Raw genomic sequence first — 21,648 nt, 5'->3', positions numbered from 1 at the left:
GTGGCGAGGGAGCTTGCTCCCGTGACGACCGGACAACCGATGCTTCTACCTGACGCCCCGCGATCAAACTGTGGGAGCGGGCTTGCTCGCGAAGGCGGCCTGACAGTCAACACAGTTGGACCGGGTACATATCCGTTATTTAGGTAACGGCCACTTAGGGTTCCGCCCTGACGGCGGCTCACTTTTGAACAGCGCAAAAGTAAGCAAAACGCTCTTGCCCCACCACTCGGCACCTCGCTTGGGCTCGGTGTGCCCGAACGCAGGCTTGAATCCGTGGGCCGCCGCCACGCGCCATCCATGGCGCGGGGCGGCTAACCCGGCGTCCTGCCGGGTTACCCACGAATTCAAGCCTGCGTTCAGCCAGCGTGGTTTAACGGGGCGCCTGAGATCAAAAGCAGATCAAGATCAAGAGCGACTCGCTTCGCATCGTGGTTACCGTTGGCTGCTGCAACCTACAAAATTGTGTAGATACCTATGCCCATCGCAGGCAAGCCAGCTCCCACACTGGTCATGTATTGCCCACAAAATCAGCGCCTGGCACAGATCCTTGTGGGAGCTGGCTTGCCTGCGAAGACGTCGGCCCAGCCAACATTGATGGTGAATGACCCACCGTTTTCGCGAGCAAGCCCGCTCCCACAGTTGGATCGTGAGACGCCAGGCTAATCGTCGACTGTTATGTGGCATCGCATCCAAAGTTGTGCAGACACCCATGCCTGTCTATGCTCCTAACGCCTCGCACAGCACTCACCCCAGCGGAGCCTGCGGTGAAGAGAAGAGCGTCGTCCCGTCAACGGGGTACGACCCGGTATCAACCGACAAGGATGTGACACCCATGAAGCCTGCCTCCTTAAGCGAAGGCCGCCGCGGCCCCGCGCAAATCTGGAACAGTGCGCCGCAGTTGGCGCAAACCCCCATCATCTCCCTGAACACCCTGGTACCGCGCGGCGCTCGCGTGGTGGTGATCGCCCCGCACCCGGGCGATGAAGTGCTGGCATGCGGCGGTTTGCTGCAACTGCTCAGCACCCAGGAGCATCCACTGCAATTGATCTCCATCACCGATGGCAGCGCCAGCCATCCGGGCTCTCAAGTATGGCCGGCCAGCCGCTTGAGCGTGGTGCGCCCCCAGGAAAGCGCCGAGGCCCTGCGCCGATTGGGCATGCCCTTGCACAGCCTGAAATGGATTCGTGGCGGGTTTTGTGATGACGCCCTGGCCGCCCGTGAACAGCCCATGAGCCAATTCATCGCGCGCTACCTGCAACCCGGCGACGTGGTGTTTACCACCTGGCGCAACGACGGCAATGACGACCACGATGCCGTTGGCCGCGCGAGTGCCAAGGCGTGCAGCCTGATGGGTGCGCAGTTGTATGAACTGCCGATCTGGGCCTGGCATTGGCCAGCCCGGGAAAGCGCGGTAATACCCTGGCAACGTGCGCGCAAGGTCCGCCTGGACACCTGGACCGTCGCGCGCAAGCTGCACGCCGCCCATGCCTACGCCAGCCAATTGGTGGGCGACCCGCAGATCGGCTTACCACCGATGCTCGCGCAAATATTGCTGGAACGCATGCGCGAGCCCTACGAAATCCTGTTCACCTGAACACCCCCCTGTAGGAGCGAGCTTGCTCGCGAAAAACCTCAACGATAACGCGGGCTTCCTGAATAAACGCGGCGCCAGTGAGTCTTTCGCGAGCAAGCTCGCTCCTACAGAGTTGGGGCTTTTACCTACAGACTCAATCTGCCAAACTGATGCGAATAATTATCAACAGATTTATTATTCGCCACGGACGGCGCTTGGGGAGCCCTACTTTCATGTCTGTGCAACAATGCGGCGGCAACGTTTTTACACCCAGTCTGATGGCAATCACTATCGCTCTAGCAACCTCCAATGCGGCCATGGCCGCCGACGCCGAAGCCCCGGCCACCATTGAGCTGGGCGCCACCCAGGTCTCCGGCCAACAGCTTGGCGCAACCACCGAAGGCAGCGAGTCGTACACCACCGGCTCGATGAAGACCGCAACCAAACTGCCACTGACCCTGCGCGAAACCCCGCAGGCCGTCACCGTGATCACGCGCCAGCGCATGGATGACCAGGCCATGACCAGCATCAACGACGTGGTCAACGCCACGCCGGGGCTGTTCCTCAATTACTCCAACGGCCCTGGCCGACAAGGCTTTACCGCACGCGGGTTCGATATCGACAACCTCATGTATGACGGTATCCCCAGCGGCTACAACGGTGCCTCGGTAGGCGCCCAGCCAAACCTGGCAATGTTCGACCGCGTCGAAGTGGTGCGCGGCGCTACCGGCCTGGTAACCGGCGCGGGCAACCCTTCGGCCGCCATCAACCTGATCCGCAAGCGGCCACTGGACGTGCAGAAAGTCACGCTCACCGGCGCCGTCGGCAGCTGGGACGACTACCGAGGCGAGCTCGACGCCTCCAGCCCACTCAATGACAGCGGCACCTGGCGCGGTCGCGTCGTCACCTCTTACCGGGATGCCAACAGCTTCATCGACAAGGCTGAACAGGATCACGGCCTGTTCTATGCCGTCACCGAAGCCGACCTGGGCGAAGACACCACCCTGACCCTCGGTTACTCGAACCAGAAGGACAAGACCAACTACTTCTGGGGCGCTTCGATGGTCGGCCTGGATGGCCGCCACCTGGACCTGTCGCGCTCTTACAACCCAGGCACCGACTGGGAGAACAAGGACCAGGAAATCAACACCGTTTTCGCCGAGCTGCGCCAGCGCCTGGCCAACGACTGGAGCCTGCAGGTCAACGCCAACTACGCCGAACAGAACGCCTTGTTCTCCGGCTCCTACCAATCGCGCTGGACCAACAACACCCTGGCCCGCACCGTGTACCAGGCCAGCTACGATGAAAACCAGGCCGGGCTCGACGCCTTTGCCAGCGGCCCGTTCGATGCGTTCGGCCGTACCCATGAACTGGTGGTGGGCGCCAGCAAGCGCATCTACGACATGACCACCCACAACTACAGCCCGTACGACCTCAACTGGCCGATCAATGCCGGCAAACCGAACTTCACCCACACCAACAATGTGCGCGAAGTCACCACCCAGGACGGTTTCTACCTCACCAGCCGCCTGAGCCTGGCCGACCCGCTGAAGCTGATCCTCGGCGCTCGCCTGGACTGGTATGACTACGACAACCGTGATGCCGCCGGCGACTACAAGATCACCCGCAACCTCACCCGCTACGCCGGCCTGATCTACGACCTGGACGACCAGCATTCGGTCTACGTGAGCTACAGCGACATCTTCACGCCGCAAAAAGAAAAGAGCACAGCCGGCACCCCACTCAAGCCCATCGTCGGTAAAAATTATGAGGTTGGCGTCAAAGGCGAATACTTCGGTGGCACGCTCAATGCCAGCGTGGCGCTGTTCCGCGTCGACCAGGAAAACCGCGCCGTGCCGGTGGTGGTGCCCAATTGCCCGCAGGCGTCCTGTGCCGAAGCCTCGGGCGAAATCCGCAGCCAGGGTATCGACTTCGAACTGCAAGGCGCCTTGACCGAAAACTGGCAGGTCGGCGGCGGCTATACCTATGCGCGCACCCACACCATCAAGGACGACGCCAACCCGCAGAAGGTCAACAAGCAGTTCGATACCGACATCCCGGAACATCTGTTCAAAGTGACCACCCGCTACAACTTCCAGGGCCCGCTGGAAAAACTCCGAGTCGGCGGCAATATCTCCTGGCAGAGCCGCATGTACAACGACATCAAGCTCGCGGACGGCAGCAACTATCGGCTCCAGCAAGGCGGCTACGCCGTCACCGACTTGATGGCGGGCTATCGGGTCAATCAGCACCTGGACCTGCAGCTCAACGCCAACAACATCTTTGATCGCCACTACTACCAGTCCATCTCCAACTCAGTGACTTATGGCGGCGACTCCTATGGCAGCCCCCGCAACATGATGCTGACTGCCAAGTACAGCTTCTGAGCCTCACGGCAACCTCGGCTGCCCGCTCGGGCAGCCGTTCTTAAAGTCCCGCACCCGCGTGCCGATAACGCGTGGGTAACCGGCGACAATCCTTAACATCTGCTTGACTCCACAGCGGCGCGCCTGTGTGGCACACCGCGTGCTTGCTTGACCTCGACGCCCCCTCTCATGGAGTAAGAGTGAATGCCCGTCCGTTTTCTAGAGCACTATCGCAAGGCCGACCGCATCATGCTGGCACTGATCTGGCTGATGTTGCTGTTCTCCCTCGGCCTGGCGTTCTGGCACGACACCCTCATGCAGGCCGTGATCGTCGGTGGCGGCACCGGCGTGGTGCTCACGGCGCTGTACCGCGTCATCGGCGGCACCCGCGTGATGCGCTGTGCATTGGGCGCCGGTTTGATGGTGATGGCGGCGTTGCACATCAACCAGGCGCACGGGGTGATCGAATCCCACTTCGGCATTTTTGCGCTGTTGGCAGTGCTGACTTTCTACCGCGACTGGCTGCCGATCCTGGTAGCGGCGCTGACCATCGCGGTGCATCACGTAGTGTTCCATGCCTTGCAGCACCAGGGTTTCCCGGTGTTTGTGATGGAGCATCACGGCGGCTGGACGATGGTCTTCGTCCACGCCTTCTACGTGGTGATGGAGACCGTCGCCCTGCTCTACCTCGCCGTCCATAGCCAGGCCGAAGCGGTGGAGAGCCAGGAAATGCTGGAGAAGATGCTCGCCGTCACCTCGCAGTTCACCGTGGAAACCGCCCAAGGTGAAGGCAAGGCCCACGTGTCCCTCGCCAAGCGGTTCGACCACTTCCTGCAGCAACTCACCCACTTGATCGACGGCGTCGCCCGCGACTCCCATGGCCTGGGCGAACTCGGCCAGGAACTGGCCAGCGCCAGCGGCACCCTGGAAAAAGGCGCACGGCATCAGTTGGCACAGATCGGCGAGATGACCGGCTCGATGCAGCGCATGGAAGACGCCATGGGCCACATTACGGTGCAGGTCGAACAGGCAGTGGAACACGCGGGCCAGGCCAGCCAGCAGATTGTGCGCGGCCAGGAAAGCGTCGGCCGCGCCCAGCATGAAATCAGCCAACTGGCTTCGCGCATCAACGGCACGGAGTCGACCGTAGAATCCCTGGCGGTGCAGGCCGAACAAATCGGCTCGGTGCTGGAAGTGATCAGCAGCATCGCCAACCAGACCAACCTGCTGGCCCTCAACGCCGCCATCGAAGCCGCCCGCGCCGGCGAGCAAGGCCGTGGCTTTGCCGTGGTGGCCGATGAAGTGCGTAGCCTGGCCCAGCGCACCGCCCTGTCCACCCAGGAAATCAAAAGCATCATCGAGGGCCTGCAACACGGCAGCCGCCAAGCCGTCGAAGCCATGCACGCCAGCCGCGAAGGCGTAGAGCGCTGCGTGGCAGACAGCCAAGAGGCCGTGGACATGCTACGGGCAGTAGGCGAGGACATCGCGCACATCGACCAACTCAACGGCCACATCGTCACCACCACCCGCGAGCAGACCTCGGCCAACCTGGAGATCGTCGAGCGCTTGCAATCGGTGCAAAGCATCGCCCAGAACACCGCCGACGACGTCGAGACACTCGCGCGTAGCAGCGAACGTCTGCCACCGATCGCGGTGCGGCTGGATGCGTTGGGGCGCAGGTTTCATCCTTGAACGCGTGGGAAATGGACAGGCACGGATACGCTACACTCGCGGCCTAAGATACGAGCCACGGAGGCCACCATGAGCACAGCCGGTAAAGACAGACAGATCGACAATATTGAGTTCAACGTAAGCGACATCGCCCGCAGTAAAGCCTTTTACGGCGCTGCATTCGGCTGGACGTTCGTCGACTACGGCCCCACCTACGGCGAATTCAGCGATGGCCGGCTCACGGGCGGTTTCACCACCGGCGAGCCTGTGCGACCGGGCGGGCCCTTGGTTATCTTGTATGCCGATGACTTGGACAGTGTGCAGCAGCGGCTTCAACAGCTGGGCGCGGTGATTACTCGCCAGACGTTTGCGTTTCCAGGAGGCCGCAGGTTCCACTTCACCGATCCAGATGGGTATGAACTGGCGGTGTGGAGCGTTGCGCTGTGATCCAGCGCTTTAGCTGTATCGTTGAAGCGCGAAAGCTCTGACGGAGAATAAATTGTGTTGAGGGAGTCTTTTCTAGATTCAAAGCTGTTGCAGCTTGCGCTGCAAGCGGGTCATTAGCCGATTGACGATCAGCTTGTGCGCCGGCCCCACCGGCAGCATGTAGAGGCGCCCAAAGGTGTTGTGGGTGATCACCGATGAAGTGATCGTAAGCACACGATCAGCAAGTGAAAGGCAAATCATCACATCCAGGTGCCGGTCACGCTCGGTCAGCACCAGCCTATCCGGCGCGCAGTCCTCCACCAGGAAAAAATCAAGCCGCTCACCCGCTTGCACCGTCACGCGCCGATTGCCGGAGAACCCGCCGATGCGCTTAACGCCAAACCTTGAAGAAATCCCATCTCTGATCCTAAAGGCCAATTTTAACAGCGGTCCCGTTTCGGCGGTCATGATGTTCCAGGCATCCAGCGCGCTGATCTCAGTCGACAATGGCACCGACCTGCAATCGTAATAATTGAGTTCAGACGGTGCACCCAACGTGTGACTGACAGAGTGAGTCGCCAAGATTTTTCGTCCATGATCAAAACCGGGATTGGCATCATAACTCTTCAAGCGAAATGCTGCGCTAAGCTAGATAGGGTCTGTGGAATTCAAGCGGAGTACCCATTATGGAATACGACGAAAAACGGATTGAGGAAACCGTACTTGCCCTGCTGACCACCTTCAGTTTTGATAAGGGCAACTCATGGAAAGGTTACGACTTTCAGATAATGAACCGACTCCATGAGCAAGGCTTTATCCGAAATCCGGTAAACAAAAGCAAATCCATTTGGCTGACGCCGGAAGGCTTGGAACGGGGCCGGCACATCGCGGATCAATTGTTTGGTGCAGCACCTGAAGCCGAGCGCTTATCCAACCCGGACACCTGAAGCGCTAGCGGAGCTTAAGCCCAGCCACGAATTGTTAAACCGCGCTTTATGCCGTTATCCTCCAGCCCCCCGACCTGCCAACCCGGAGCCGCCATGGACCTCGCCACCCTCGCCCTCTTCCTCCCCGCCTGCTTCGCCCTGAACATGGCCCCCGGCCCCAATAACCTGCTGTCGGTGAGCAACGCTACCCGCTACGGTTACCGCACTTCCTGCCTCGCCGGTCTCGGCCGCCTGCTGGCCTTCGCCGGCATGATCGCCCTCGCCTCCGCCGGCTTGGCGGTGGTGCTGCAAACCTCGGAGTTGTTGTTCTACGGGATCAAGATTCTTGGCGCTGCGTATCTGTTTTACCTGGCGTATCAGCTATGGCGCGCAGACCCGCAGCAGCAGGTAGAAACCGCGACGAGCAAGGTGGGCCTGTGGGCCTTGGCACGGCAGGAGTTTCTGGTGGCGGCGGGCAACCCCAAAGCCATCCTGATCTTCACCGCCTTCCTCCCGCAATTCGTGGTGCCCGGCCAACCCGTCACTGCGCAATTTGCCCTGCTGGGTGTGATGTTCCTGGCTTTGGAATGGGTCGCCATCAGCGCCTACGCCTATATGGGCCTGCATATGCGTCGCTGGTTTGCCGAGCCGAAGGGCAAGCGCCTGTTCAATCGCTGCTGCGCGGGTTTGTTGTCAGCGGCGGCGGCGGTGTTGTTGACTGCGCGCAGGGCATGAGTGAGGGGGGAGTGCCCCTGGCAGCCGACGCCGATCTAACTGACGCGGCGCGATCTAAATGTGGGAGCTGGCTTGCCTGCGATGGCGGCCTTACAGTCGACACCGTAATACCGAGTACATATCCATTCCTGCGGTAACGGCCACCTAGGGTTCCGCTCTGACAGCCAGCCCTTTCAAGGTCTTTTCGTTTTGGCAGCCTTGATTACCCTGTCCGTTGAAACATGCGCATTCACCGCCTTGCCTTGCACCCATGTCTTGGGTTTAGGCACCTTGGGGCCGCGGGGACTTTTCGCAACTTGTTTGGGTTGGATGTTTCTGGCCAGCTCCAACAAACGCTGGGCCAACTTTTCCACAGGGATGGCGGGAAGATATTCCGAGGGCAGTGCAATCTGCATTCCCTCATAACCACTCCTGACCTGGACCGCCAAGTGATAGATCGAGGCTTCCCAGCCATCAGGCTGGGTCTCCCGATGGGCTTGCTCCACGCTTCGCTTGAGTACGGCCAGGACGTTGTAGGCCAACACTGCCGTAGTGAACCCGAGCAAGGCGGCCTTTGGGCTGCCGAGAGTTTCGATTTCACTTTCCAGGATCGCTTCCAGTCGCTGGAACATACCTTCAATGCTCCAGCGGCGGCGATAGAGTTGCGCGATCTGCTCAGCGCTGACGCTTTCAGGCAGGTTGCTCCAGAACATCAAGCTGCTGTCACCCGAGTCTGTTGGCGAATGAAGCGTCAGTTCGACGCGCCGACATTGGTAACCGCCTCTGATCTGGATGATCTGCTCACGCACAGAGCCTGTTTCCACAGGCACGGGTTCTTGCCACTCACCCTCTTGAATCAGGCGTGGATGTTTGGCTTGCTGGCGAATGACAAAGGACGTCTGGACCTGCTCACAAGCTTCCATTACCGGAAGCGTGCAGTAGAGTCGGTCAGCCAGCCACACCTGGCCCGGTTCAGCATTAGCCAACAGAGGCAACACGCAAACACGCTCGCTGGCGTAGGCATCCTCACATGCCTGAAGGTCGATGACCTGATCGAGATCAGGATCGTAGACCACTACCGAAAAACCGGGACGAGCCGCACCTCGCTCCTGGCGTAAAGCCCCCAGACGCTTCTCAGTGGATGCCAGGTGATTGCCGTCTACCACGCGAACCTGCCAGTCCGGCAGCATCGTCGTGCAGCCCAGTTCTTTGATGGTTGGAGTCAGTCGTTGCGCACTACCGGTGACCAGAGCGCGCAATAGCGCGGGTTCTGTACGACTGATTTTGTCGTAAAGCGCCGCCAAGCTGACAGGGAGATCTTCCAGTTGCCGCGCAGCGGCGTGCAGGGATGGCTTCAAGCCCAATGAAACAAGGGACATCAGCTTGATTATGGTCGAGAACAGTAGTTCACGAGAATACTGCCGTTGCCGATGTTCTTCGAAGACCTGATCGACCCACTCAGGTGCAATAGCTTGTTCCAGCGCCAATTTGGCCATGACGCTGGCGGGTGCTTTTTTCTCGAAACGCGCTAGAACATCGGCCCACATCGTTTGGGATCCCTGAATGAAATTTCAGGGGATTTTACCGAAGACCTTGAAAGGGATGGCTCTGACAGCGGGTCACTTTTGGAAGGACCCAAAAGTAACCAAAAGGTCCTCGCCCCACCACTCGGCACCTCGCTTGGGCTCGGTGTGCCCGTAATCCGCCAGTGATTTGGGGGGCCGCCGCCACGCGCCATCCATGGCGCGGGGCGGCTAAACCGGCATCCCTGCCGGTTTACCCCCCAAATCCCTGTCGAATTCCGGCCAGCGTGGTTTAACGGGGCGCCTGAGATCAAGATCACAAGCAGATCAAGAGCAAGATCAAGAGCGACTCGCTTCGCATCGTGGTTACCGTCGGCTGCTACGGTCTGCAAAGTTGCGTAGATACCGACGCTATCTCAACGGCAAACCATACCTCACCTCCACCAGCGTAACACCGCCCCTCTCAAGATCGCGCTCAGTCCCGGCCTCCTCCACACACCCCGCCCGGCGATAAAATCCAATCGCCCGTTCATTACCGGCCAAGACCCACAGCGTTAAACGCTCATAGCCTTGCGCCAATAGGTCCTGCAAGCCGGCTTTCCACAAGGCCAGCCCAACGCCGGTTTGCCAATGCTCGGCGAGCACGTAGATGGCCATGACCTCACCAGCCTTTGCCTGGACGGCGTCTTCGTCACGGCTGGCGCCAACGGATATCCAGCCGACAATCTGCTGGCCCACCTCGGCAACCCATACCGTCGACTCACCCAAGGCAAGCAAGCGAACCCAATGGGCTTCGCGCCTAGCCAGGGTTGCTTGCAACCCGCTCAAGAACTGGGCGGGCATCAAGTCACGGTAGGCGTCTTGCCAACTGCTGATATGCACCTGGGCAATGGCTTTTGCGTCGGCGGGTAAGGCCCTGCGAATCATGGAAATGCTCCTGAAATACGGTTATTTCAGTATGCATGCCTGTCGATGACAGAAAGCCCTGCGCTGAACACCGCCCAATATCAATACCAACCTCAATGTAGGAGCGAGCTTGCTCGCGAAGAACTTCAACGATAACGCGGGCTTGCTGAGTGAACGCGGCGCCTGTGGGTTTTTCGCGACCAAGCTCGCTCCTACAGTTGCAGGGCGATTCCGGCGTCGATGAAGCACGCCGGGCCCCACGTGATAGATCCAGCCAATATCACCCCTTGGTCAAATCCACCAAAGGCGTCTGCCGTACCTCAGTCTCCCGCCCACCCTGAATCTCGCTGACCTGCTTCAAAGCCTTATCAACAGCCGCCTTATCCGCCAACAAGCTGTAGCTGATCCGGAACTGCTTGTGTTCCTTCGCCCCGATCGTAGGCACCAGGTTCAGTGGCCGTTGATAACGACGGTTGTACGAAAAACTCGTCCCCGGCTCCAGCCCCGTCACATAACCCTGCCCTTGGGTATCGGTGTTCTTCCACAGCGAAAACACAGGCAGTGTCTGCGTATTGAAACCCACCGAAACCCCCAGGCTGCCGGCCTTGTTATGCAACACCGTCAAGGTATCGCCCTTGGCATCGGCATACGGCACCACGTTGTAAACCGTTTCGTCATAGTCCTTGGTCGGTGCGCGATAGGTTTGCCAGTCGGCCAGTTCGCCCTTGGCCTTGTCGTTGAACGGCGACACCTGCTTCACTGGCGCAACGAACCGCGCGCCCTGCTCCAGGAACGGGGTGCTGAAGTTACTGTGATACAGCGCCTGATATTCCTTCGGATAATCGCCGTTGTTGGTCAGCGTGTCGTTGAGAGCGAACACCACACTGCCAGGCTCGGTGACCAGTTCAGTCGCAACAGAGAAATCGACCTTCTTGAACGCCTGCTCTTTCAGCTCGCCACGCAGGGTGATGGCGTACGGCGGCTTTTCATCGATATGCAGGGTGACTTTATTCGCAGGAATATTGGCCGCCCGCCCGTGCAGGGTCAGCAGCTCGCCGTTGTCGATGCCAGGATGCCCGACCCACTCGTAGCCGCAACGGGTGACCAACTCATTGAAACCTTCCAACCAACCCAGACCACCACGGCCACTGAGCTCGATGAAAGACGGATTGACCACTTCCTTGACCGGCGAATCCCAACCCATACGCACATCACCAACCGACGCCTGCAACACGTTCATACCGCGAGTCGGCACTACCGAGAGCTTCATCGTACCGTTATCGATATCGACAATGCTCACGCCCTCCTGCCGACCACCGTGCAGGGTGCGCAAGGTAACGCTGAAGGGCTTGTCGGTTTGGATGCCGAGCTGCTGGCTGGTGACCTGCCAGTTCTGGGCGGCTTTGTCGGTATCGAGCAGCACGTAATCCCAGGCCAGGGCGTGGGAGGCGGCAGAGAATGCGCTGAGGGCAACGAGGAGTTTTAGCGGGGTCATGGCGGTGGCCTTTATTGGAGTTGTTTGCGATTTATAAACTCGATGAAACGTTTCAGCAAGCTTAAAAAGCGAGACGACGCGTGGAAATTCCAGGAAGGAGACGAGACTAGCCTCGGGGAGACTGGAGCAAAAAAAATGGGATGAGCGGCGTATGAGCTTCAGCCCGTCCGTGCCGGTTACAACCTTGGCGTTGCTCGTCGGCTGCAATGGCGCTTATAGTCCCCCGGTCGCCCACGTGGCGACCAGGTTTGGCGACCTGATTATCGGTAAATCATTGCATTTATCGGAGTTTCAAAAATGGAAAGATATATCCCTCTTACTGGAATCGAACGGGTTCCAGCTTCCCTGCTCATTGATTCGCAAGCACCGCTCGATGTGCTGCAAGCGATGGCTGACTACCGTATTCGTACCGTGACTCAAGTATTGGAAAACATCGCTTTTCGGGGTGAGGTGGAGGCTGACTGCGTGGTGCTTTCAGACTTTGCACAACTGCTAGCTATACCATTGCGGGATGGGTGTGATCTGATGGATGTTATCGCGCGTCGATTGCGGGAGCAGGCTTCGGAGGTAGAAGCGCACTCTACAACGGTTAGCTAGTAAAGGGCTCCGCGCGCTGGAGCAAGCAGGCCAGCGCGTGGAGGAGGAACTAGGTATCTTTCATGGGCCGTAAACGGCCAGAAGCGGTCACTCGCGTCCAACTGCTCCTCGATCTAACGGTGGAAGCGTTCCAAAACGCTTAGTCATACGACATGGTTTCCACAAGCTAATAAATTGGACCTGCTAGAACATCAAGAAGAGAATGAACTACTGGTCGTACAACGTCGGCTGTCGAATCGTATCCATGAGCTGGAATGCACAAGGAAGAGGACCTTGCATTGAGCAAACGTAGACAATGCCCATGAGTTTCTTCGTTGAGCCTTCCTGCGGACGCTAAATAACGCGAGTAGCTTGAAATTTCGCTCTCGGACGAACTTGACGCCAACCGCGCACCAATCAAACCAGCAAACTCATCATCTGTGCCAATCCTGGATTTAATAGCATAATTGACCCTGTCCTGAAAATCCCATAACGAATGGCTCGGTCGATTGATCATTGCTCTAACCAGCTTCTCGAGCTTTACACTTTGAAGCCTTTGAACCCCGACAAGGATAGGTCCAACAAAGCTTTCATAGTCGTGGTCGTCATTACTTACCGCTGATACTACTTTGTCCAGACTGGGGTTGCCGGGATCATAAATGGCCAGTGCTGCAACGCCATGTTGGAAACCACTCTCACAAACAGTCGACTGTAATTGGGCTAACACGTCACCGTTCTCGGAAAATTGCTGCCGCAATATATAGGAAGCTTCGAAATAGCTCTGCATTCTATGCCAAGACTGATCCGCACTGTTTCTGTGAATCCTAGTCGCAGTCAAACAGTGCTTTAGCAGCAGATCGCTTCTGGAAACTTCCTTGGCTAGCGCCTGCAATACTGGGGCGCGAAGACACTCCGTCGTGTGTGAGCAATAGTCGAGAAAGCGCTGCCGCAATACGGTATTAACGGACACATATGGCGCTACAAGCTCCCATAAGCGCGATTCGTCAGTAAAGTGTCCTAGTCTTGAGAGTAATTGACCGTCGAAGCTTTTTTCCAAATCGTCCCAGTGCTCAGCCACCAATCTAATCAGCGCTGGGGGCTCATTAGAATAATGCCCTAGCGATATATCCAGGGGTTTTTTCCCCCACTCGAGGATAGAAAATTGCTCCGTTGCTCCGTATACGACCAAACCGGCGAACGCAGCCGCTCGCCGATCTTCATGATCGTGTCCAACCGCCATTGCATCTACAAGCAGGCGATCGATAACTGGCTTCCGGTCTGAGTCGATGGAAAGCAGTGCTTGATAGTTTTTTATGGCAGCGTGAGTTTTGAGAGGGCCGTCTACTTCATGATCATACCTTTCCAAGATTTCCTTTGCAGTATCGTTTCGATCGAACTCACTGGAGGCAGCATCAACGATTTGCAACCGCATAACAGCTGAGAGGGAACCAACACTCTCAGCAATAAGTTGCTGGACGAACGAGTCATCACGATAGGCTAAAGCTAGAAGCCCAATGGGTGGGTTACGCCCTTTAAGCCTTTCTAGTGCAAACGCTTTGACCCTCCCTTCTTGGGGGTAAAGGGCAATCAACTGCCCGGAACCTGAATAGACGTGGTCTGGCTCGCACAACGACCTGTCCACCAAAATTTCTACAATTTCTTTATGGTCGAAAACGTCCAACTGGCTGAAAGCAGCAAGCACTACGTCGAACCTTACTTTATGGCGGCCGTTGAGAATCTTTAATAATTCCTCAATGCACGTTTCTCGACTAAGCATTTTTGGGTACAAGCCAATCAGATGAAATTTTCGGTCATCTGGCCACAGAAGTACCTCTTGCACCAGCTCGCGAACTTCAGGAAGCTCAGCTGTCCAACCTTCAACCAAAGGAGCCAGAGCCCAAAAGACTGAAAAATCCTTAGCTTTTTTTACCCTTTCCATCAAGTACTGTTTAATTCTGGGGTCTTGAAGGGAATTGTACACCGGTCTCGCAACATACTCTTGATGTTCCACCTTCTTGGAAATAACCGCGAGCACGAGCTGTTCTCGAACCTCACTATCCTTTTCCGAGAATTTCAAAAGCTGGCTCCAATCCAGCCCCAACCTCAAGACGAACGGATGCTCTGATCGCAATTCATGCGCGATCCATGCACATATCTGCGCATTATCAGCACTACAGCTGAGAAGATAATGCTGTGCAATTTCCTTCTCAATTTCATCGTAGCCTGAGATTCTTCCGTTTAGGTTATTCAGGCAAATCTCAACTACTTTAGAGTTGTTCAGCCAACCCTGTACTAAACTTTCCCCAACCTGTGCACGATGCAAGTAACCGATTCCATCACGCCAAGCACATAGTGAAAGTAGCGCTGACAGATCAGTATCTTGGTGCAGCCCTAATTGAACCTTGCACCAGATAGCGCTCAGTTGAAGCGCCTTGTCCACAGCAACAGAAGCTGTGACTAGGAAATTAATCAACAAGCGGTTATCGGACCAACCGATGGTCAAGGCTTCCAAAGCCCGCGCCACCACCGCCAAATCGGAGTCACCGCGAAGCAATCCCATCAGCCAGCTTTCTACTTCTATATCGCCGTTGTAGACGACTGCCAATGACTGAGCGGCGGCTCGAGAATTGGCGGGACCCTCATCCTTAAGCCCATGTTTCAACAAACTAAGCTGATGGTCTGACCGCTCCCATCGTGCTAATGCAGAATAAAATTCTTGTAAATACTCTGCAGATCGTATTCCCCAGCGATTGATACTTTGCGACGTTTTTTCTCTGAGTGTCGGATTGTAAATTCCTCCTAGCGCAGCGGCAAGGTGGGCACTACGCTCACCACCCCACCCAGCCCCTCCAATGATGTTCAGACTGCGCTCAGCCAGCCTGATCGCAGTAGGTCGATTGATCTCTGCCCCTCCAAACACAACATTGGCAAGAAGCAAGCGCCGCTGCAATGCGCCGACCACATCAACCTCAGGTTCATCGATAACCTGCACGATTTGCTCGGCTTCAGACCGCCTAGTGTTACCCGCAATCAAATCGCCGAACACACTTCTCCAACGGAAACTACTTGCATTTGCCCGCACGAAACTCAAGATCGTCTCAATCGGCCAGCCGTGTATATGGACGGATGCCAGATATTCCTCCAGGCTTGCATGCACAAAACCCACCTCCTCGCGCCCTTTTTCAACTAGCAGGCCCATCGTCTCGGCGTTAACTGCAAGGATCTCGTTGGCGACTTCGGAAGCCTCGCGAGTCGTGTAGCAATATCCCTCAGGATCAGTGAGAAATGTTTTTATGCATTTACGGGCCAGTTGAAGGGGATACCCAGCGTCTCCCCCCTCCATTCGAATCTCGAATGCAAGCGCTGCGAGCGCTTCCCTGCGAACGTCGATTGATGCCGCAGACGAAAATCGAGGGCAGACGTCCCCTGCCGCTGTGGCTCGGCTAGACGGATGGACCTCCAACAGCAAGTCAGTCAACTGGTTCAGCGCCTGGACCTTGTTGATCGGCAACACCAACTGACGAACTGCCAACGCGATCAATCCCAGCAATAACAGCGGCGTCTCCGCGAGCGTGGCCAACCCACGCCCTTTTTCAAGCTCTTTGAAGAACCGCTGAGTTTGCCAGGTGATTGATTCTTCATTAGAAGATTGATCGTTGCTGGACCCCACGTTTCGCGAGAACCACGTCGTGGCGATTTCCCTCTGCTGCACCTTGGACAGTGGTGCTAGCAGTCCCACTGCCCAGCTGTCTGGAATCCCCCCGATTTTTGAAAGCCCTCCGGGTCGAGCACTGACGACCACCGGAATTTTGTGTGCAGAAACAATAGTTAGCATTGTGAGCAAGGTCGTGCGAGCTGCCTGCTCGTTGGCCCATTCGTCTAGCCCGTCGACAAGAAGTAGTACCCGGGACTCATCAATGGCTTGATCAATCAATGCCACGAGGTCACCAGTTAACTGAGGCTGCCAAGTCGCACGGATTAATTCTTTGATACCTATAGCTCCGGCATTGGCTTCACTGAGGCGCACCCACTTAGCGAAAGAAATGAACAACGGTAAATGGCGGCCCCAGCGTTTCGCAACGTCAGTAAATCGCCTCTGTTCACCGAGCAAATCAAGCGCTAGGCACCGCAGCACCGTACTTTTTCCGCTTCCAGCATGCCCCACGACAGCAATCTGATCGGACTCTCCAAGCCAATCCAAGATGGGGGTGCGACGGTAATTTTCCGCCTGACGGCTTTCCTCTTTTTTCACCGGTGAATGCGCGTTAGTTCGTTGCGGTTCGGACATAGGCGAAACTGGTGCCTCACCCTGGCCAGGTGCCACCTGGCTCATGACAGCTTCCTTCAGCAGAACGTCAGGTGCAGAGAAACGCTCAAGCAGGGAAATGGGGGCCTGAGACCGATCAGAAAAAGGCGTTGGGGCATTCACCAGAATTCGGTCAAGAAGCTCGAAACCTCCTTGATAGACGCTATGGAGTTGCGTCCTGATCTTATGCAACTCGCTACCATCTAGCCGCAACAGTTGCTCCTGGCTTACGGTGTCCCCAAAAAATGCCTTCGCACACTCACGCCCAAAAAACTCCAATACGATATCTGGGTAATTTCGCAATGCGCCGCACAAGTCATGACCACCAAGTACCTTAAGGGTTATTCCCTGGGCATGAAATAATTCGGCCTGAACTTCAATCGCATCCTGCAGACCGACGTCATCGACTGGACATTGCACGGCAATGTAGAACATATCAGTCCTGGCCACCCAGCCTCCCTCGAGGAACGTTTCACAGGCTTTCTTCAGGTCTCTCGGGGTGTACTTTGCGTAGCATTTCGCTTGCCAGGTGTCGTATCTACCGTTGCGCTTTCGAGCAAAAATGTCTATGCCTTGCTGCGCTTGTCCTGCCCTTCCATATAGGCTGTGAGATTCGATATCAGCTTGTTTCCCCGCCAGTCGATAACACAGCTTTTCAAAGTTTTCCCAGCGTAACTCACTAAATGGCAATGACTGTGCGGCCGTAAGAACTGAGGTAAAAGGTGGGACATGGCTTGCTGGGGCCGTGATTGCAATTTCCGTCATTTTTGATGATCCATGTGCAGGTGCGACTTCTGTCATCGGGCGCCGGGGGGTTGCATCATATTGTGTATCAAAACTGGGGGCACCGTGGCTTGAATCGTCACTGTTTTGATAGACACCATTGAGTGGCCGCTTCTGGCCGAATGCAGCCAATTACAACTGCCGTTTTCGGCCGATCGCGCACGCTCAATCTTGATCTCCGGGCTCTCCTGATGCCACTGCCAGGATTGCCGCATATGCGCCTTCCTCAGGAACATAGGAGACAAATCTTTCACTGGCATCCTTTTGCACCCCAAGGCGTCCGCAGTTCTGGCATTCGTAGGTAGACGACGTTCTGTGGATGTATGCTGGATATCCGGCCCTGCAGTTCGTCAGTAGCGCTGAGCGAGGGTGTGAACTGGCCAAATTTCTTAGCTATCGCAGCCTTGTCTCCAGACTCCGCAGCTTCTACCAGAGATTTGAGCTCACGGTGCACTTCTTCCCAAAATTCATTTTCTACCTCCTTCAGTGGTGTCGGTGCCAAGACGCACGATCCGAAAGCGAAGAACAGCATGTCCTATCAACGCTTTGCCAGCATCTGACCAACGTGTTGCCCCCCCAGAACATCCAGTTCGCCCAGTTGATGGATGGCTATAGCGACGTACCGAGGTTTACCCAAATCAGCTTGCCTAGCCGCTGCTAAAGGACTAATTTCGGCCAGCTTTGACCGCCAATAGAATAAGGGACGAATCTCATGGCAACATTTGATGAGCGGCAACGAGCTTGGGATTTATTTCTGCAGCGTTGGCCTCTCCAGGCGCTGAGTGGTTTGACACCAAGCACTTATAATAAGAGCGGTGATCAGGACACTTTTACCTATTGGCTGGAATTTGGCCTTGGACGGATGCTTGGCTCAATAAGAGGCGGTGACTCCTCCAAACTGGGTCTGTACGAGCGTAAAAATGAGCCCAAGGGGCCGCGAACTCATGTACAGGCGGGCGAGCTGTACTCATGGAAGAAGAAGTACGGAGCTTCGGAAGGTGAGGCTTTTAAAAATATTCATTCAAAAATCATCGAAGTTGCCAACGCATCTAGCAAGGGGAACTTGGCACTTGTTCAAGAGATTGATCTGGAGCATGTACTGAAGTGGAAGATCGCGTTTATCTATCAAGATACCCATCGCCCTTGTGTGTTGCCGATCTACAATTATAAAAAGCTGAGTGCAATTGCCGGTGCGACGGGTCAACGTGTCACTCAGGCTGATCTATATGCTCGTCTGATGGAACAACGCGGTGAGCAATCCGTTTTGGCTTATGGATTCGATCTGTGGGATTCGGCGGAAGACGCGCTTGATGATCAGGAGGTGGAGGAGATGTTGGAAGGTGAAGTCCAAGCCACAAAAAACATGTGTAAGCCGCCGTTAAACCAAATTCTTTTCGGCCCTCCAGGTACAGGTAAAACCTACAACACAATTAACCAAGCGCTGGCTATCCTCGCTCCGGAGTTCCTGACGCAGAACAATGGCGACGACCCCGAGTCCCGTAAACGTTTGAAGACCGAGTTCGATCGTTTTGCTTCGGCCGAACGTGTACGTTTTGTAACCTTCCATCAGAGTTTCAGCTATGAGGATTTCGTCGAAGGGTTGCGCGCTTTGCCTCCGAATAGTGAGGGCAATCCCGGCGACTCACTGGCTTACGATGTAGCCAAGGGTGTTTTCGTCCAGTTGTGTCTTGATGCTCGCAGCGACCCAGTATTGGAGCAAAAGCTTGGCTTGAAGAAAGATCCGACCATCTGGAAAATCTCCATCGAGGAAGCAAGCAGTGACGGGCGAACCCGGCGCTACTGTTTCCAGCACGGCGAGGCGCGCATCGGCTGGCATAAGGTGGGTGATATTCGCGAGGCCGATCTAACCGATCCTTCGTTCAAGCTGGGGAGCAATGACAGGAGTTCACTGTCCAGCTTCGGGCGAGAAATTGAAGAGGGTGATGTGTTGGTGTGCCTGGGCTCGCGCAAGAGTATTTGCGCGGTTGGTGTGGTGGCTGGAGAGTATGAATACACTCCGGATGTGCCAGAGGGCGTGCGCAAGGACTACGTGCAGCGTCTCCCAGTCAACTGGTTACTGAGTGATATCGATTTCGACATTACTGCGCTCAACGGCGGTCGAGGGTTGACGCTGAAAACGGTGTATCCCATTAATCGCATCAGTTGGCCTGAATTACAGCTAGGGCTACAGCAGGCTGGTTTCAGTCTGGCCAACGAGACGAAGCCGCCAGCACCCGCGGAAAAACTGCCTTATGTGTTGATTATCGATGAGATCAATCGGGGCAACATCTCGCGCATTTTCGGCGAGTTGATCACGCTGATTGAATCGTCCAAGCGTGCCGGTGCCGCAGAGGCGCTTGAGGTGGTGCTGCCTTACTCAAGGCGGCACTTCAGCGTACCGGATAACGTCTACCTGATCGGCACCATGAATACCGCCGACCGCTCGCTTGCGGGGCTGGATATCGCGCTGCGCCGTCGCTTTACTTTCCGCGAAATGCCGCCTCGACCAGAGTTGCTGGATCGCCTCGAAGTGGCTGGGTTGAATATCGGTCAACTGTTGCGCGTGATGAACCAGCGCATTGAAGTGTTACTCGATCGTGAGCACTGCCTGGGACACGCCTACTTTATGCCGCTAAAAGAAGAGGGCTTGGGAGATGCCGACTTGCTGGTGAAACTTGAGTTGATTTTCCGCAACCAGATTTTGCCGTTGTTGCAGGAGTACTTCTTCGAGGACTGGCAACGGATCCATTGGATCCTCAATGACCATCGCAAGTCTGCGATCGACCGCTTTACGATACAAGACGTGCAAGATGTAACGGCGTTGTTCGGCACGATCAACTTGCCGGCTCAAGTGGGAGGCTGGCGAGTCAATGAGGCGGCGTTCAAGCGGCCGTCGGCCTATGCCGGGGTCATCGCGGTCAATGCTGGAGCACAAGTGCTGCCAGTCGTCCTAGAGGAGGTGGGCGCGTGAGCGCACCCATAACCGTGCGTGAGTACGCTCGTCTGACCACGGCGGCCGTCGCCCCCGGTAACCTGGACCGTGCGCAAGTTTCTGCAAGTGCTTTCGACTGGCTCTGCGAGCTTAGCGCGGGCTTCAGCCGCAATGGTGCCAGGCTGTTACAGGTGGAAGGGCGCAGTGAGTTGAAGTGGGATTCCTATGTGGGTGTTCTTGAAACTCCTTGTGGCACGCGCCTCGAAATTCTGCCCAAGCACCATGAGCAGGGAGACTGTGAGTACAAGGGGCGCGCGTTGCTGCGCAAATTGATTCAGAACGCTCTGCAACTGAAGCCACGCGAGACCTCGGTGGCGAGCCTCGAACTGTTCGATAAATCGCTCAGCGAGTGGGTGATGGGGCAGTTTCTCAGCGAACTGGATTTGCTGGTAAAGCGTGGCATGCGCTTCGACTATCAACGTATCGAAGAGGAGCAGCGTTTTCTGCGCGGCCAGCTTGACGTGGTAGCGCAAATGCGCCAGCCGCCCGGGCGCCAACATCGATTTCAGATTCGCCACGATGTATTCCTGCCTGACCGTGCCGAGAATCGCTTGCTCAAGCTGGCGCTGGAGCAAGTAACCAAGAGCACACGTGATGCCGACAACTGGCGCCTGGCTCATGAACTGCGCGTCATGTTGACGGATGTTCCGGCCAGTCGACAGGTAGGCCACGATTTGCGAGCGTGGAGCCGTGATCGGCTGATGTCGCATTACCAGTCGATCAAGCCGTGGTGCGAGCTTATCCTCAACCAGCAGATGCCGGTTGCTGTGAGCGGCCAATGGCGCGGCATGAGTTTATTGTTTCCGATGGAAAAGCTGTTCGAACAGTACGTGGAAGGTTGGCTGCGCCGCCGCCTTGCTCCTGGGGTGAGTCTTACAGCGCAGGCTTCCCGACATAGCCTCTGCAAGCACAACGACACGGCGATGTTCCGCCTTGAGCCGGACCTGCTGCTTGAACTGGGCCAGCACGCCTGGGTGTTGGATACCAAGTGGAAGCGTTTGGACGGAGTTGATAGGCAGAACAAGTATGGTCTGAGCCAGGCCGACTTTTATCAGCTGTTTGCTTATGGTCAGAGGTATTTGGGGGGACGGGGTGAGTTGGCGTTGATCTATCCTCGCACGGCCCAATTCCTCAAGCCTTTACCCCCCTTTGATTTCAGTTCTGAACTTAGGCTATGGGTGCTGCCGTTTGATCTGGACGAAGACGTACTGTTGGCAGGCAATGAAGTGAGTTTCACCCACCGTCTGAATTAGCTTGACCAGGGGGGGTGCTCGGCGTGACGGGATGGAGGAGGTGTTTGAGTGGCCAGGGATCCATGTGAGTGGTGAACACTGGGATGGGTTACGCGCACATTCCACGCGGTTTCTAGCGGTGGCCCGCTTTTGGCAGAA

The 21,648-nt window shown here is 56.4% G+C and carries 14 protein-coding genes; 9 read left to right on the top strand and 5 right to left on the bottom strand.

Annotated features, from left to right (window positions below):
* Nucleotides 1-832: 832 nt before the first annotated feature.
* The 4 genes from PSH76_RS12605 (at nucleotide 833) to PSH76_RS12590 (ending at nucleotide 6,057) form a co-directional block, all read left to right on the top strand.
* Entirely contained in the window at nucleotides 833-1,594 is a 762-nt protein-coding gene (locus tag PSH76_RS12605; protein WP_032897071.1) for a PIG-L deacetylase family protein, read from the top strand.
* Between the two features lie 212 nt (nucleotides 1,595-1,806).
* A complete protein-coding gene (locus PSH76_RS12600) occupies nucleotides 1,807-3,960 on the top strand; it encodes a TonB-dependent siderophore receptor (RefSeq protein ID WP_305494201.1) in 2,154 nt (717 codons plus the stop codon).
* 183 nt (nucleotides 3,961-4,143) lie between these two features.
* A complete protein-coding gene (locus PSH76_RS12595) occupies nucleotides 4,144-5,631 on the top strand; it encodes a methyl-accepting chemotaxis protein (RefSeq protein ID WP_305494200.1) in 1,488 nt (495 codons plus the stop codon).
* 69 nt (nucleotides 5,632-5,700) lie between these two features.
* On the top strand, nucleotides 5,701-6,057 hold the full coding sequence (locus PSH76_RS12590) for a VOC family protein (RefSeq protein ID WP_305494199.1): 357 nt from the start codon (nucleotides 5,701-5,703) through the stop codon (nucleotides 6,055-6,057).
* Nucleotides 6,058-6,135: 78 nt separating this feature from the next.
* On the opposite strand, the gene PSH76_RS12585 is transcribed toward PSH76_RS12590, so the two are convergent.
* Complete coding sequence (locus PSH76_RS12585) at nucleotides 6,136-6,621, bottom strand: DUF2867 domain-containing protein (protein ID WP_083610656.1); 486 nt, start codon at nucleotides 6,619-6,621, stop codon at nucleotides 6,136-6,138.
* A 101-nt stretch (nucleotides 6,622-6,722) separates the two neighbouring features.
* Between PSH76_RS12585 and PSH76_RS12580 the strand changes: the two genes are divergently transcribed.
* Entirely contained in the window at nucleotides 6,723-6,983 is a 261-nt protein-coding gene (locus tag PSH76_RS12580) for a DUF6429 family protein (protein ID WP_032897066.1), read from the top strand.
* Between the two features lie 93 nt (nucleotides 6,984-7,076).
* On the top strand, nucleotides 7,077-7,697 hold the full coding sequence (locus PSH76_RS12575; RefSeq protein ID WP_034135720.1) for a LysE family translocator: 621 nt from the start codon (nucleotides 7,077-7,079) through the stop codon (nucleotides 7,695-7,697).
* A 173-nt stretch (nucleotides 7,698-7,870) separates the two neighbouring features.
* Here the strand turns inward: PSH76_RS12575 and PSH76_RS12570 are convergent, their stop codons facing one another.
* The 3 genes from PSH76_RS12570 to PSH76_RS12560 all read right to left on the bottom strand — a co-directional run bounded on the left by PSH76_RS12570 (nucleotide 7,871) and on the right by PSH76_RS12560 (nucleotide 11,600).
* The gene (locus PSH76_RS12570; RefSeq protein WP_305494459.1) at nucleotides 7,871-9,172 is read right to left on the bottom strand and encodes an IS4 family transposase; all 1,302 of its coding nucleotides are present in this window, start codon (nucleotides 9,170-9,172) and stop codon (nucleotides 7,871-7,873) included.
* 438 nt (nucleotides 9,173-9,610) lie between these two features.
* Entirely contained in the window at nucleotides 9,611-10,126 is a 516-nt protein-coding gene (locus PSH76_RS12565; RefSeq protein WP_305494198.1) for a GNAT family N-acetyltransferase, read from the bottom strand.
* 259 nt (nucleotides 10,127-10,385) lie between these two features.
* Nucleotides 10,386-11,600 carry an aldose 1-epimerase family protein gene (locus tag PSH76_RS12560; RefSeq protein WP_078803158.1) on the bottom strand — a complete coding sequence of 405 codons (1,215 nt, stop codon included), beginning with the start codon at nucleotides 11,598-11,600 and terminating at the stop codon, nucleotides 10,386-10,388.
* Between the two features lie 297 nt (nucleotides 11,601-11,897).
* On the opposite strand from PSH76_RS12560, the gene PSH76_RS12555 reads away from it, so the two are divergent.
* A complete protein-coding gene (locus tag PSH76_RS12555) occupies nucleotides 11,898-12,197 on the top strand; it encodes a hypothetical protein (RefSeq protein ID WP_305494197.1) in 300 nt (99 codons plus the stop codon).
* A 166-nt stretch (nucleotides 12,198-12,363) separates the two neighbouring features.
* Here PSH76_RS12555 and PSH76_RS12550 read toward each other — a convergent pair whose 3' ends face one another.
* Nucleotides 12,364-17,397 (bottom strand): NACHT domain-containing NTPase, encoded by a 5,034-nt coding sequence (locus PSH76_RS12550; RefSeq protein WP_305494196.1) that lies wholly within the window; start codon nucleotides 17,395-17,397, stop codon nucleotides 12,364-12,366.
* Between the two features lie 580 nt (nucleotides 17,398-17,977).
* Here PSH76_RS12550 and PSH76_RS12545 point away from each other — a divergent pair.
* Together PSH76_RS12545 and PSH76_RS12540 are read left to right on the top strand one after the other, a co-directional pair.
* Entirely contained in the window at nucleotides 17,978-20,236 is a 2,259-nt protein-coding gene (locus tag PSH76_RS12545) for an AAA family ATPase (RefSeq protein WP_370874651.1), read from the top strand.
* Nucleotides 20,233-21,510 (top strand): McrC family protein, encoded by a 1,278-nt coding sequence (locus PSH76_RS12540; RefSeq protein WP_044270784.1) that lies wholly within the window; start codon nucleotides 20,233-20,235, stop codon nucleotides 21,508-21,510. Before PSH76_RS12545 ends, PSH76_RS12540 begins: the two co-directional genes overlap by 4 nt.
* Nucleotides 21,511-21,648 lie beyond the last annotated feature (138 nt).

It is taken from the genome of Pseudomonas sp. FP215, assembly GCF_030687795.1.
Taxonomy (GTDB): domain Bacteria; phylum Pseudomonadota; class Gammaproteobacteria; order Pseudomonadales; family Pseudomonadaceae; genus Aquipseudomonas; species Aquipseudomonas salmasensis.
Note: the sequence above shows the minus strand (reverse complement) of the source record. Positions and strands in the feature narration are given on the sequence as shown.

Bases quoted from the DNA above. Each gene is read 5' to 3' on its own strand.
- PSH76_RS12605 (WP_032897071.1), top strand. From the start codon at position 833: ATGAAGCCTGCCTCCTTAAGCGAAGGCCGCCGCGGCCCCGCGCAAATC.
- PSH76_RS12570 (WP_305494459.1), bottom strand. From the start codon at position 9,172: ATGGCCAAATTGGCGCTGGAACAAGCTATTGCACCTGAGTGGGTCGAT.
- PSH76_RS12595 (WP_305494200.1), top strand. From the start codon at position 4,144: ATGCCCGTCCGTTTTCTAGAGCACTATCGCAAGGCCGACCGCATCATG.
- PSH76_RS12590 (WP_305494199.1), top strand. From the start codon at position 5,701: ATGAGCACAGCCGGTAAAGACAGACAGATCGACAATATTGAGTTCAAC.
- PSH76_RS12560 (WP_078803158.1), bottom strand. From the start codon at position 11,600: ATGACCCCGCTAAAACTCCTCGTTGCCCTCAGCGCATTCTCTGCCGCC.
- PSH76_RS12555 (WP_305494197.1), top strand. From the start codon at position 11,898: ATGGAAAGATATATCCCTCTTACTGGAATCGAACGGGTTCCAGCTTCC.
- PSH76_RS12545 (WP_370874651.1), top strand. From the start codon at position 17,978: ATGGCAACATTTGATGAGCGGCAACGAGCTTGGGATTTATTTCTGCAG.
- PSH76_RS12575 (WP_034135720.1), top strand. From the start codon at position 7,077: ATGGACCTCGCCACCCTCGCCCTCTTCCTCCCCGCCTGCTTCGCCCTG.
- PSH76_RS12580 (WP_032897066.1), top strand. From the start codon at position 6,723: ATGGAATACGACGAAAAACGGATTGAGGAAACCGTACTTGCCCTGCTG.
- PSH76_RS12565 (WP_305494198.1), bottom strand. From the start codon at position 10,126: ATGATTCGCAGGGCCTTACCCGCCGACGCAAAAGCCATTGCCCAGGTG.
- PSH76_RS12600 (WP_305494201.1), top strand. From the start codon at position 1,807: ATGTCTGTGCAACAATGCGGCGGCAACGTTTTTACACCCAGTCTGATG.